This window comes from Bacillus sp. T17B1 (assembly GCF_026796395.1).
GTDB lineage: Bacteria > Bacillota > Bacilli > Bacillales > Bacillaceae > Bacillus > Bacillus spizizenii_A.
In genome coordinates this window covers 144,817-156,144 of sequence record NZ_JALAYA010000002.1, presented here as the reverse complement: position 1 = coordinate 156,144, position 11,328 = coordinate 144,817, and the positions used below count along the sequence as shown (strand labels likewise).

At 43.8% G+C, this 11,328-nt stretch carries 15 protein-coding genes and 2 riboswitches; of the genes, 5 read left to right on the top strand and 10 right to left on the bottom strand.

Features of this window, described 5'->3' with window-relative positions; translation table 11 throughout:
- Window positions 1-155: 155 nt before the first annotated feature.
- Window positions 156-338, bottom strand: coding sequence for a hypothetical protein (locus MOF34_RS02025; RefSeq protein ID WP_019714162.1), 183 nt, complete (start codon window positions 336-338; stop codon window positions 156-158).
- Between the two features lie 87 nt (window positions 339-425).
- Window positions 426-584 carry a hypothetical protein gene (locus MOF34_RS02020; RefSeq protein ID WP_019714161.1) on the bottom strand — a complete coding sequence of 53 codons (159 nt, stop codon included), beginning with the start codon at window positions 582-584 and terminating at the stop codon, window positions 426-428.
- Between the two features lie 193 nt (window positions 585-777).
- On the opposite strand from MOF34_RS02020, the gene tnrA reads away from it, so the two are divergent.
- Window positions 778-1,110 (top strand): MerR family transcriptional regulator TnrA, encoded by a 333-nt coding sequence (gene tnrA, locus MOF34_RS02015; protein WP_003218544.1) that lies wholly within the window; start codon window positions 778-780, stop codon window positions 1,108-1,110.
- 43 nt (window positions 1,111-1,153) lie between these two features.
- Here the strand turns inward: tnrA and mgtE are convergent, their stop codons facing one another.
- The 7 genes from mgtE to ykoG form a co-directional block, all read right to left on the bottom strand.
- Complete coding sequence (gene mgtE / locus MOF34_RS02010; protein ID WP_019714160.1) at window positions 1,154-2,509, bottom strand: magnesium transporter; 1,356 nt, start codon at window positions 2,507-2,509, stop codon at window positions 1,154-1,156.
- Window positions 2,510-2,526: 17 nt separating this feature from the next.
- Entirely contained in the window at window positions 2,527-2,649 is a 123-nt protein-coding gene (locus MOF34_RS02005) for a hypothetical protein (RefSeq protein ID WP_010330178.1), read from the bottom strand.
- Between the two features lie 90 nt (window positions 2,650-2,739).
- Window positions 2,740-2,907: riboswitch (M-box (ykoK) riboswitch) on the bottom strand.
- Window positions 2,908-3,014: 107 nt separating this feature from the next.
- Complete coding sequence (locus MOF34_RS02000) at window positions 3,015-3,152, bottom strand: transcriptional regulator SplA domain-containing protein (protein WP_003218541.1); 138 nt, start codon at window positions 3,150-3,152, stop codon at window positions 3,015-3,017.
- 84 nt (window positions 3,153-3,236) lie between these two features.
- The gene (locus MOF34_RS01995; RefSeq protein WP_019714159.1) at window positions 3,237-3,752 is read right to left on the bottom strand and encodes a PepSY domain-containing protein; all 516 of its coding nucleotides are present in this window, start codon (window positions 3,750-3,752) and stop codon (window positions 3,237-3,239) included.
- A gap of 91 nt (window positions 3,753-3,843) precedes the next feature.
- Window positions 3,844-4,518, bottom strand: coding sequence for a PepSY domain-containing protein (locus MOF34_RS01990; protein WP_268398226.1), 675 nt, complete (start codon window positions 4,516-4,518; stop codon window positions 3,844-3,846).
- A complete protein-coding gene (locus MOF34_RS01985) occupies window positions 4,515-5,879 on the bottom strand; it encodes an ATP-binding protein (RefSeq protein WP_268398225.1) in 1,365 nt (454 codons plus the stop codon). The genes MOF34_RS01990 and MOF34_RS01985 overlap by 4 nt, the downstream gene beginning before the upstream one ends.
- A 3-nt stretch (window positions 5,880-5,882) precedes the next feature.
- Complete coding sequence (gene ykoG, locus MOF34_RS01980; protein ID WP_268398223.1) at window positions 5,883-6,569, bottom strand: two-component system response regulator YkoG; 687 nt, start codon at window positions 6,567-6,569, stop codon at window positions 5,883-5,885.
- Between the two features lie 101 nt (window positions 6,570-6,670).
- Window positions 6,671-6,783: riboswitch (TPP riboswitch) on the top strand.
- A 96-nt stretch (window positions 6,784-6,879) separates the two neighbouring features.
- Between ykoG and MOF34_RS01975 the strand changes: the two genes are divergently transcribed.
- The 4 genes from MOF34_RS01975 to MOF34_RS01960 are packed head-to-tail and all read left to right on the top strand — an operon-like array spanning window position 6,880 to window position 10,453.
- Window positions 6,880-7,488, top strand: coding sequence for a Ykof family thiamine-binding protein (locus MOF34_RS01975; RefSeq protein ID WP_019714155.1), 609 nt, complete (start codon window positions 6,880-6,882; stop codon window positions 7,486-7,488).
- Window positions 7,485-8,084: an ECF transporter S component gene (locus MOF34_RS01970; RefSeq protein WP_268398220.1), complete on the top strand. Its 600-nt coding sequence runs from the start codon at window positions 7,485-7,487 to the stop codon at window positions 8,082-8,084. The genes MOF34_RS01975 and MOF34_RS01970 overlap by 4 nt, the downstream gene beginning before the upstream one ends.
- Complete coding sequence (locus MOF34_RS01965; protein WP_268398219.1) at window positions 8,071-9,714, top strand: ABC transporter ATP-binding protein; 1,644 nt, start codon at window positions 8,071-8,073, stop codon at window positions 9,712-9,714. Before MOF34_RS01970 ends, MOF34_RS01965 begins: the two co-directional genes overlap by 14 nt.
- Entirely contained in the window at window positions 9,689-10,453 is a 765-nt protein-coding gene (locus MOF34_RS01960) for a CbiQ family ECF transporter T component (protein ID WP_268398217.1), read from the top strand. The genes MOF34_RS01965 and MOF34_RS01960 overlap by 26 nt, the downstream gene beginning before the upstream one ends.
- 32 nt (window positions 10,454-10,485) lie before the next feature.
- Here MOF34_RS01960 and rsbRB read toward each other — a convergent pair whose 3' ends face one another.
- Window positions 10,486-11,319: an RsbT co-antagonist RsbRB gene (gene rsbRB / locus MOF34_RS01955; protein ID WP_029317030.1), complete on the bottom strand. Its 834-nt coding sequence runs from the start codon at window positions 11,317-11,319 to the stop codon at window positions 10,486-10,488.
- Window positions 11,320-11,328: the final 9 nt, after the last annotated feature.

The following is an 11,328-nucleotide window of genomic DNA, read 5'->3' as shown; positions in this document are numbered from 1 at the left end:
ATGAAGAAGATTGCCACATACCTAGCCAAGCAGGGCTAGGTATGTGGGAGCTCTTTTTTAGTTTTTGAAATCAGCTGAAAATCCAAAGAAACAGTACAAAACAAAAAAGCTTGTAGAAAAAACGTCGTTTTCTCTACAAGCTGAATCCTTATACATTATCTTGTATAAGGATTTTTTTTGTGATTTTGAATGCTGCGAAAGAAATAAGCATATTCTTTCCGAAGCTCAGAAATCGTCATTTTGTTCATGACTTCTTTATTATAAACTCCAATTTGCCAGAGCTTTTCAGAATAATGGCTTCGTTCTTTTTCTAAAGCAGATTTCAATAAATTACTCATAGCGTCCTCCTTCATTTTGAGGTATCCTATATACAAGATACTCTTTTTAAATGAACGTGGTATGAATCTAATGTAAAGAATTTATGTCTACGAAGATTTTCGGTATAGTCCGTTTTGAACCGATCTTAATAATTGAAAAGCATGTTCTCCGGCAAGCTGCATAAACGTCTCCAACATTTCATCACGCTTGATATCCAACTCTATAATTTCTTTTGCCAGCGAGACCGCTTTTTCTTCTTCCTCCATGATTATCCTTCCTCCTCAGTTATTCGTTACATATAAGATAAAACGTGATTGTGTGTTACGCATTATTCTTGTTAATTTTTCTTCCGTGTTTTTTCAAAAATCTTCTATTTGATGTTAGAAAATATGACAATCGTCAGGTTTTTTCGCTTTGTTTTTTATATACTATTATCAAAAGACATCCAGGGGTGGAAAAATGGCCACAGAAGATCATTCTTATAAAGACAAAAAAGTGATTTCAATCGGGATTGTGAGTGAATTGACAGGATTGTCCGTAAGACAGATCAGGTATTATGAGGAACGAAAGCTCATTTATCCGCAGCGTTCATCAAGGGGAACGAGAAAATATTCTTTTGCTGATGTGGAACGGCTGATGGATATTGCCAATAAGCGTGAAGACGGCGTACAGACGGCAGAGATTTTAAAGGATATGCGCAAAAAAGAGCAAATGTTAAAAAACGATCCGCAAGTGCGGAAAAAAATGCTGGAGGGGCAGCTTAATGCTCACTTTCGGTACAAAAACCGTTAAATGATAAAAGTCCGACTCGCTATTGAGACGGACTTTTATCATTTTATAATGAGTGTATGAATGCAGTGGCAATGCCAAAGTAAATTATTAAAGACAAAATATCGCATAACGTTGTAATCAGCGGTCCAGAAGCGATCGCCGGGTCTACTTTTAGCTTATGCAAAATAATAGGGATAATTGTACCTGACATCGTGCCGATAATTAAAGTGAAGAACAGTGAAGAAGCGACAACAAATCCCAGCACCGCGTCCCCCTGCCATAAAATAGAAATGATTGCAATCAGCACTGAACAAACCGCTCCGATATAAATACTTGTTCTGAATTCCCGGAAAATCAGGCGCATAATCGTTTTTTTGTTCAATTCTTCTTTAGACAACCCTCGGATGACAACCGCAAGAGATTGTGTTCCTGTATTTCCTGTCATCCCTGTCACCATCGGCATGAAAAACGCCAGCGCGACAACCTGCTGCAGCGCATCTTCAAAATTACTGATAATGCTCCCAGAGATCAGTCCGATAAACAAGAGTAAAATCAGCCATGGCAGGCGCCGATACGCCGCCACGTATGCTTTTGTGTCAAAGGTGATGTCTTTACCTGAAGCGGCAAATTTTTCGTAGTCCTCATCAGCTTCCCGAATGACGACGTCGATAATATCATCGACCGTTACAATACCGACAAGCACGTTGTTTTCTTCCACAACCGGGATGGCCAAGAAATCGTAACGTTCAATCAGGCGGGCAACCTCCTCCTGATCCTGAAGAGCGTCTGCTGATATGACGCGGGTAAACATTAGATCCTGCACCTTTTCTTCAGGCTCGCCCAGTATTAAATCTCGGTAGGAAAGTACGCCAACCAGCTGTTTGCTTTCATTGATGACGTATAAGTAGTTGATCGATTCAGCTATTTCAGCAAAGCTTTTCAATTTGACAACCGCGTCTTTTACCGAATAATGCTGAGGAATCCATACATACCGGTTTGTCATCATGCGTCCCGCTGTGTCAGCCGGATAATTCATCAAAAGCTGTACAGCTTTTGACTCTGACGCTTCCATGCTGGACAAAAGCTGTTCTTTCAGTTCCTCATTCATTTCTTCTAGCAATTGAGCGAGATCATCGTTGTCCATTTTGTTCATCGCAAGTGTTGCTTTTGTTTTTCCAACTTTATTTAAGACGGCAAGCTGGTATTCGCGTTCCAGCTCCCCAATCATATCAGTGATATCATCTACAGTTAAATATGATAAATAGCGGGCGCGGTGTTTTTCTGGCATTTCCTTAAAAATAAATGCCATATCATAGGGCTGAAGCTCATCAATAACGCTTCTGAAATCCTTAATTTTCCCGTCTCGCAATAAAATAATAATGCGTAAAATGAGTTCGTCATAGGTCATGTTTTGAATCATCGGGAATCGTACCTCCTCTACGGAGACGTGCCGGCCTCGCCTGAAGGTGCGGCAGATCGTCTCCTCATCGTGTAATCAATTGTCTTGCTGTCATAGTATATGGGTACCTCTTCAGATTGACTCGAATGGGGAGAATCCATACTCCGCACCTCCTTTGATCAGTTTCGTTTTCAAGGCATAAAAAAAGCCTTCGGGATTGAAGGAGAAAGAAGCACGGCAAAAAAGCGTGCGAGCGCCTTCAGTCGTAGAGCTTTAGCACTGTATGGCATAGGATTTAATCATCCAGCTGCGTTAAAAATCACCTTATGTCGATGATTTCTGTTGACCCATTGGCGTCTTTGGACATTTTTGGGCAGCAGCGTATCTCCATACAGGAGCCTCACCTAACGAAGTTCTTAATTGAATTGACACACTGAGATTACAGAAAAAAACAAGCTGTGTCAACAAAAAAAAGTAATTAATGTGTTTTCATCACATTTACGGAACAAAACAAGGGCCTAAGCCCTTATTCTGTTGTTTGCGTCTCATCATCTTCAGAGAGCAAATGATATGTTTCATGAAGAAATAAAGCGTACTCTCCTTCCTTCGTCGGATGAGGGACATATTCAGCCTGATTGATGTATTGCTCCTCTTTCTTTTCCATGCGTTTTTCGCCTCCTTTTCTACTTAGATTGTCCAAAAGAAGGTTTCTTATCATGAAAAAACCCCCGCTGCTGCGGGGGTTTAGTTAGTCGTCTATCTCTTGTTTGATGATACGCCCATCCTTTGCGGAAATGTCAAACTCAGCCTCATTTCCTTGTTTCGTTTGGATCTCAATTTCGTAGATGTAAGCGCCGTCGTCTTCATCAAGCTTGCTTTCTGTTACGGTTCCATTGGTTTGCTTTAAGGCAATTTCTTCAGCTTCTTCTTTTGTGATGATAACTTGTTCAGCTTTCTCCTTTAACGGGTTATTGAGCGCTTGTTTTGTATTGATATCTACATAAACGTCGTAGTCTTCACCGTCTTTTTCGATCTCCACTTCATAGACTTCTTTACCGTTGTAAATGTCTCTGTCGATGTCGTCTACTGTGCCGTCAACAATCGTTTTGGCTATTGATTCCGCTTCCTGTTCAGTGAGTGCGTCAGTCTTGGAAGAAGCAGACTGTATGTTTTCATTGTTTTCTTTTGCAAACGCGTTGTAGCTGAATCCGCCAGCCGCTAAACACCCTGCTAAAAGACCAATCACCCATCTTTTCTTAATCATATGTGATTCCTCCTTTGTTTTGTATGAGTTCAGTTTACACACTCAATATGAAAGGAAAACGAGAGAAAGATGAGAATTTGATGAGAAACCGTCAGTCTTCATACACAATGTTTGCAACCTTTCCTGTGTAGGCATTGATTTTCACAGTCGCTTCTTTATCATCCGGAAGATCAACATCCACTTCAAAGATGAGAGTGCCCTCACTTTCTTCGAGATCTGCGTCATCCGCTGTCCCGCCCGTTTCTCGCTCAGCAATGGATTTGGCTTCTTTTTTCGTAATCGGTGTTTTTTGTTGATCTTCGCCGCTGATTCGATCGGCAGACACGACTGCTTTTTCCTTCATGTCTATCTTCACTTCGTATGTTTCTCCATCTTTTTTTTGTATGGTATATGTGGCAACACGATTTTGTTGTGTTTGTTTTTTGACGGTTCCCGGCACCCGCTCAAGCGCGAGATGTTCGGCTTCTTTTTCTGTCATGGCAGATGGATTCAACGCTTTTACTCTGTTCATCGAAGAAATGTCAGCCGATTTTGCGTCAGCTTTTATAAAATAAGTTCCTTTTGGATTTTCAAGGGTCATGTCATATGATTTTTTATCCTTTGACTGTGTTACTTTCGTGATCTTTCCTCCATAAGAGGCTTCGACTTTTTTTACAACAGCCTCCTTTGACAGCACATCCTCATGGGTTTGCCGAAAGGTGAGAAATGCACCGATGATGACGGCTAAAACCGCTGCTGCCGCAGCAAATATTGCTTTTCTGTTCATCGGCCTCCCCCATTCTGTTCTCTGAATTGCATGGTAACATCTGTTCCTTCTCCCGGCTTGCTTTTGACAGACAAATCAATGCCGTGTTCATCGGCGATTTGCTTGGCAATGGAAAGGCCTAAACCCGTTCCGCCTGTTTTTCTGTTTCGTGCCTCATCCGCCCGGTAGAACCGCTCGAACAGGTACGGGATATGCTCCTCAGGTATTCCGATGCCTTCATCTCTCACAGACAGAAACGGCCTTCCATTCCTCATTCCAGCTGATATCACAATGGCTTTTTCACTATATTTTATGGCATTATCAAGCAAAATGGTCAGCAGCTGCTTGATCCGTTCTTCATCAGCTGTTACAAGCAGGCTCTCCTTATCTGTTTCGAGCAAAATGTCACGCTGATAGGCGGGCTGGAGCGTTTGCATGACGGCTCGCGATACTTTAATCAGATCAATTGTTTTTAGGTCAAGCTCGAGTCCTTTATGGCTTTTGGCCAGCGCCAGAAGCTGATTGGTCAGTTTTTTCATATGCACCGCTTCTGAGTGAATGGCTTCTATCGACTCTTCAAGCACTTCCGGCTTTTTTGCCCCCCAACGCTTCATCAGGCTGCTGTAGCTTTCTATAATTGTGAGCGGGGTTTTCAATTCGTGTGAAGCATCTTGAACGAACTGCTGCTGTTTATCGTAATGCTCTTTCAGCATTATCGCCATCTCATTAAATGTCAGCCCCATTTGATATAACTCGTCGTGCGACTGTCCTTCCAAAGAAATGGTTTTGAATACTTTCTCCCGCTGTATGTCTTTCATCGTCATCATCAGTCTCCTGATCGGATTGATAATACGGCGGGCGAGCAAGCTTCCGGCAAAAAAAGAAGCGATACAGACAGCAGCACTTGCAGCGATTAAAATGATTTTCAGCAGAAACAGACTCTCCTCTGTGTTCTCCAGCCTTTCAACCAGCTGAAGAGATACCACTTGCCCATCGGTCCAAATAACCGGAATGGCAGCTTCAGCAAACAGTTTGCCGTCATGTTTCCTTACATCTGCTGTTTCCCCGCTGTGAAAAGTGAGTGGAAAATCTTTATACGCTTTTTCTTTTGTTATGGTCATGACGGCTTTTTGATCACCATTCACTACACGAACCATGCCGTTTGCAGGAAGATAGGCCTGCAGCATGTCCTGCAAAGCGACTCCTTCTGTTTCGGCAGTATGTAGCGCTTCGGCAATGTTATCCGTCTCATCCGCAAGCCTACCTGCATCCTTTGACGTCAGCGCGGACGAAAAAATGAGATAAACTGCGGTATGGACCAAAAATAATAAAACCAACAGCGATATGGATGTGTACAGATGTATCTTGGTCTTCAGCTTCATCGTTTACCCCTTAATGGCATAGCCGACCCCGCGAACAGTATGGATCAGCTGTTTTTCGTAAGGATAGTCCAGTTTCTTTCTGATGTATCTGATGTAAACGTCCACCACATTTGTATCACCGATATAATCAAATCCCCATACAGAGTTTAGAATCTGTTCCCGGGTCAGCACTTGCTGCGGATGTTTCAGCATATAGACGAGCAAATCAAATTCCCGGGGCGTTAATTCCACCTCTTTGTCTCCGCGTCTCACTTCACGGGTTTTTTCGTTCACCCGCAAGTCGTCATATGTAAGAAAGGTGTCGATATCTTCTGTTTTTGGTCCATTTTGGCGCAGCGCCGCCCTGATTCTCGCAAGCAATTCCTCGATTTCAAATGGCTTGGTAACATAATCATTCGCACCGATGTCCAGCCCTGTTACCTTATCAGGAATACTGTCGCGTGCCGTTAATAAAATGACGGGTGTCTGCTGATCCGTTTTTCTCAAGCGGCGCAGCACTTCCAGGCCGCTAAGTCCTGGAAGCATGACGTCTAGAAGCACTAAGGAATATCCGCCTTCCGCAGCCGCATCCAGTCCTTCAGTGCCATTATATTTAATGGTGGAACTATATCCTTCATATTGCAATTCAAGCTGGAGCACCCTGGCGATTTTTTCTTCATCTTCCACAATTAATATGTGCCCTCTTTCCAAATTTGATCATCCTCTCCTGTCCCTATATGAAAAAAATGATTTCATTGTTTACAAAATGATTGTTATCATCTATTATGATGTCAAAATAAAAAATTGTATACGGAAAGCACTAGGGGTGCTGTTTTTGGCTGAGATAAAGCGTGCAAACACGCGCTTTGATCCCTTATGACCCGATCTGGATAATACCAGCGTGGGGAAGTGCAGGTTGACCGAATGGTGTATTTTTTTGTGCGCTTAATCGATCTATGACTGCATATTCCCTTAGAATATGCAGTTTTTTATTTTACCAAAAAAACAGGAGGTCGGAGAAATGGATCATATTTGTGGTACAAGCAGAATCGCCGGTTTTCGGTTCTCTTTATACCCGATGACGGATGATTTTATCAGTGTGATCAAGTCAGCGCTGAAAAAAACTGACACATCTAAGGTTTGGACGAAAACAGATCATATCAGCACGGCCTTGCGCGGATCGATTGATCATGTATTCGATGCTGCCAAAGCCATTTACCTTTATGCGGCGAACAGCGAAAAACACATCGTCATGAATGGCACGTTTTCCATCGGATGCCCGGGAGATACACAGGGAGATACATATCTTTCCGCAAGCAATAAGCGTGTCAATGAAGATGCCGTCCGAAGCCTAAACGCAGAAGCCCCTTGCCAATTTGCGCTTTATCCGATGAATGAGCCGGATTATATGGGCCTTATCATGGAAGCTCTCGATATTGCTAAAGCAGAAGGCACCTTCGTACAAGGCGTCCATTATGCGAGTGAGCTTGACGGGGATGCGCATGACGTGTTCAGAACACTGGAGGCCGTTTTCCGCATGGCTGAACAGCAAACAAAACACGTAACCATGACTGTGAATCTCTCGGCTAACAGTCCATCAAGAAAAAAACAGAAAGCAGGGATAAAATGAAAAGCTGGAAAGTAAAAGAAATTGTCATTATGTCCGTTATCAGTATCGTTTTTGCCGTTGTTTATTTATTATTCACGCATTTCGGAAACGTACTTGCAGGTATGTTTGGGCCAATCGCCTATGAACCGATTTACGGCATTTGGTTTATCGTTTCTGTCATCGCCGCGTACATTATTCGAAAACCGGGTGCGGCGCTTGTTTCTGAAATCATTGCCGCTCTCGTTGAGTGCCTGCTGGGAAATCCGTCTGGCCCGATGGTCATCGTCATCGGCATTGTTCAAGGCCTCGGGGCTGAGGCTGTATTTCTCGCGACGCGCTGGAAGGTATACTCTCTTCCTGTCCTTCTCCTGGCAGGAATGGGATCTTCAGTAGCCAGCTTTTTCTACGATCTCTTTGTTTCTGGCTATGGTGCCTATTCACCAGGTTATCTTCTTATTATGCTTGTGATCCGTCTGATTTCCGGCGCGTTGCTTGCGGGGCTGCTCGGAAAAGCAATCAGTGACTCTCTTGCTTATACGGGTGTGTTAAACGGAATGGCACTCGGAAAGGAACTGAAAAAGAAACGGAAGCGGGCATCAGAACATGCAAGCCTTTAATGAGCTCCTGACGGTTGACCAGCTCAGCTTCTCTTATGAAGAAGACGAGAAACCGGTGTTTCAAAACATTTCGTTTACGCTGCAAAAAGGGGAATGCGCTTTATTGCTGGGGCCGAGCGGGTGCGGAAAAAGCTCCCTCGCCCTTTGTTTAAACGGTCTTTACCCGGAGGCTTGCGACGGCATACAGTCCGGACATGTATTTTTATTTCAAAAACCGGTCACTGGCGCTGAAACCTCCGAAACGATTGCTCAGCATGCCGGGGTCGTCTTTCAGGACCCGGATCAGCAGTTTTGCATGCTGACGGTTGAGGACGAAATTGCTTTTGGGCTGGAAAATTTGCAGGTTCCGAGAGAAGAGATGACGGAGAAAATTGATGCCGTATTAGAAAAATTGCGTATCACCCATCTAAAAGAAAAAACAATATCAGCGCTGTCAGGAGGACAAAAGCAGAAAGTGGCTCTTGCCTGTATTTTGGCGATGGAGCCTGAGCTTATTATGCTAGATGAGCCAACTTCTTTGTTAGATCCCTATTCAGCTCGGGAATTCGTTCACATGATGAAAGATCTTCAGCAAGAAAAAGGCTTCAGTCTCCTCGTCATTGAGCACCAGCTTGATGAATGGACGCCTTGGATTGAGAGAACAATCGTGCTGGACAAAGCAGGCAAGAAAGTGCTCGATGGCCGAACGAAAGATCTATTTCAGCACGAAGCGAAGACCTTAAAGCAAATGGGGATCGCGATTCCAAAAGTGTGTGACCTGCAGGAAAAACGCCGTATGCCGTTTACATTATCAAAAGAAACGCTTTTCAAGGAACCCTTTCCTGCCTGGCATGCTGAAAAGAAAGAAGCTCCTTCTGGAAAACGTGTGCTTGATGTCAGCAGCCTTTCGTTCACGAGAGGACAGCAGACGATTTTCAAAGACATCAGCTTTTCATTGCGCGAAGGCTCTTTGACCGCGCTTGTCGGCCCGAACGGCACCGGAAAATCAACACTCTTATCCGTCCTTGCGCGTCTGATGAAGGCGCAAAGCGGAAAGATTCTTCTATATGATAAACCGCTGCACTCATATAAAGAAACTGAACTGCGGAAACGAATGGGATTTGTTTTTCAAAACCCGGAGCATCAGTTCGTCGCTGGCACAGTATATGACGAGCTGTTGTTCGGCCAAAAAGTAAATGCTGAAACTGTGAAAAAAGCGCAGCATCTGCTGCATCGTTTCGGTCTTGCGCATTTGGCTGATCATCATCCGTTTGCAATCAGCCAAGGGCAAAAACGGCGCCTGAGCGTCGCTACCATGCTCATGCATGACGTAAAGGTTTTATTATTAGACGAACCAACCTTTGGCCAGGACGCCCGTACTGCGGCTGAATGCATGGACATGATTCAGCGGATTAAGCAAGAAGGAACCGCTGTCCTCATGATTACACACGATATGGAGCTAGTGTCTTCGTATGCCGACAGCGTACTAGTGCTTCACGATACGGGCCTGGTTTTTGACGGATCTCCAGCGCAGTTATTTTCTCAGGAAACCGGGCTGGTCCAAAAAGCAAAACTCACCCTTCCCCTTCTATATGAATGGATGGCATATCAAGAGGAGGTGCGTGATGAAGCAGCCGTTACATCTCATTAATCCGACAGTGAAAGCGGCAGCCATTTTTTGCTGTGTCATCATGCTGTCGTTTATTTACAATCCTTACACCCCTGCTTGTTTTTATATCATCATTGTTGCGGGTATCCTATTGGCGGCCAAAATTTCATTGAAAAAATGGTTTTTGTTTACGATTCCGTTTTTGATTTTGGCATTCGGTTGCGTATGGACAGCCACAGTTTTTGGGAAGGTCCCGACAACTCCAGATAATTTCTTGTTTCAAGCCGGCCCGGTCTCGATCAACAGCGATAATGTATCTGTCGGCATCTCTCTCGGATTTCGTATTTTGTGCTTTTCCGCCTTATCAATGATGTTTGTTTTTACAACCGATCCGATTTTATTTATGCTGAGCCTTGTCCAGCAGTGCAAGCTCTCACCGAAGCTCGCGTATGGCGTTATTGCAGGCTTTCGTTTTCTTCCGCTTTTAAAGGATGAGCTCCAGCTGATTCAGCAGGCTCACAAGATCAGAGGAGGAGCGGCAGAGAGCGGCTTCATTGAGAAAATCAGCGCGTTAAAGCGATATACCATCCCGCTTTTGGCAAGCGCCATCAGAAAAGCGGAACGGACAGCGCTGGCGATGGAATCGAAAGGTTTTACAGGAAGCAGAAACCGGACATATTACCGGACACTGACCGTCAACCGGCGTGACTGGCTGTTCTTTTGTCTCGTTCTCTTATTATTCGCAGGATCTTTTCTCGTATCGTTCTGTTTTTCCTCATAAAAAATCCGCTATCGGCGATAGCGGATTTTTTCTTATTGATGATAGTTTAATGCCTGGGCGAGATTGGTTTTTATTGTAATATTCGAAAAATCAATTCCCAGCTGTACAGCGGTTTGCGCAATTTCAGGCCTGATTCCTGACAGGGTTGACCTGACACCGATCAAATTGAGCGCCTCGATCAATTTAAAGATTTGGTGTGCTACCATCGTATCAACCACCACAACACCTGACAGATCGATTAACAGATGCTCCACGCGTCTTTTTGCACAAGCCTGAAGCGTGTTTTCCAGAATAAACTTTGCCCGTTCGGTATCAATGTCACCGACAAGCGGAAGCAGGGCTGTTGATTTGCTCAGGGTAATGACAGGCGAGCTTAATTCTAGTATCATTTCTCTTTGGGCATTTAATTGCTGTTTGGCATTCATTTCAGCATGGTCGACGAATGTATAAATGGTAAAATCAAATACTCTTACAATCAAATCTGCCCATTTTTGTTTCTCTCCCGATTCAAACGCCGACTCGTGTTCTTCTGCGAACTTCTCTAAATACTTCGTATATAATCTCCTGTTTCTCATAAACTCCCGAATGACATATTGAACCGGAGTGTCAAGATGCTTTTGATCGTTCGTCAGCTCAATGACCCACTCTTCAAATCCTTCGAGAAACTGTTTTTCCGGCAAAATATACATGTCATTCAGATGCCGGTAAAATTCTCTGTCCTGCTCTTTCAATTCTTCCGTTACAGATGCACTATGTAAGGCGTAAATCGAATTCGGATCGCTATCCTCCATCGTTTCAATCCATTCATCGGCCATTTGTTCCACATGTTCTGAAAAAAACGCATATAATTTTTCATTCAGTTTCATCACACTGCT

Excerpts from the sequence above, each read along its gene's own strand:
- MOF34_RS01960 (WP_268398217.1), top strand. The coding sequence starts at position 9,689 with ATGAAGCAGCCGTTACATCTCATTAATCCGACAGTGAAAGCGGCAGCC.
- MOF34_RS01990 (WP_268398226.1), bottom strand. The coding sequence starts at position 4,518 with ATGAACAGAAAAGCAATATTTGCTGCGGCAGCAGCGGTTTTAGCCGTC.
- MOF34_RS02025 (WP_019714162.1), bottom strand. The coding sequence starts at position 338 with ATGAGTAATTTATTGAAATCTGCTTTAGAAAAAGAACGAAGCCATTAT.
- MOF34_RS01965 (WP_268398219.1), top strand. The coding sequence starts at position 8,071 with ATGCAAGCCTTTAATGAGCTCCTGACGGTTGACCAGCTCAGCTTCTCT.
- mgtE (WP_019714160.1), bottom strand. The coding sequence starts at position 2,509 with ATGATTCAAAACATGACCTATGACGAACTCATTTTACGCATTATTATT.
- MOF34_RS02020 (WP_019714161.1), bottom strand. The coding sequence starts at position 584 with ATGGAGGAAGAAGAAAAAGCGGTCTCGCTGGCAAAAGAAATTATAGAG.
- MOF34_RS01995 (WP_019714159.1), bottom strand. The coding sequence starts at position 3,752 with ATGATTAAGAAAAGATGGGTGATTGGTCTTTTAGCAGGGTGTTTAGCG.
- MOF34_RS01985 (WP_268398225.1), bottom strand. The coding sequence starts at position 5,879 with ATGAAGCTGAAGACCAAGATACATCTGTACACATCCATATCGCTGTTG.
- MOF34_RS01970 (WP_268398220.1), top strand. The coding sequence starts at position 7,485 with ATGAAAAGCTGGAAAGTAAAAGAAATTGTCATTATGTCCGTTATCAGT.
- tnrA (WP_003218544.1), top strand. The coding sequence starts at position 778 with ATGGCCACAGAAGATCATTCTTATAAAGACAAAAAAGTGATTTCAATC.
- MOF34_RS02005 (WP_010330178.1), bottom strand. The coding sequence starts at position 2,649 with ATGGATTCTCCCCATTCGAGTCAATCTGAAGAGGTACCCATATACTAT.
- MOF34_RS02000 (WP_003218541.1), bottom strand. The coding sequence starts at position 3,152 with ATGGAAAAGAAAGAGGAGCAATACATCAATCAGGCTGAATATGTCCCT.
- rsbRB (WP_029317030.1), bottom strand. The coding sequence starts at position 11,319 with ATGAAACTGAATGAAAAATTATATGCGTTTTTTTCAGAACATGTGGAA.
- MOF34_RS01975 (WP_019714155.1), top strand. The coding sequence starts at position 6,880 with ATGGATCATATTTGTGGTACAAGCAGAATCGCCGGTTTTCGGTTCTCT.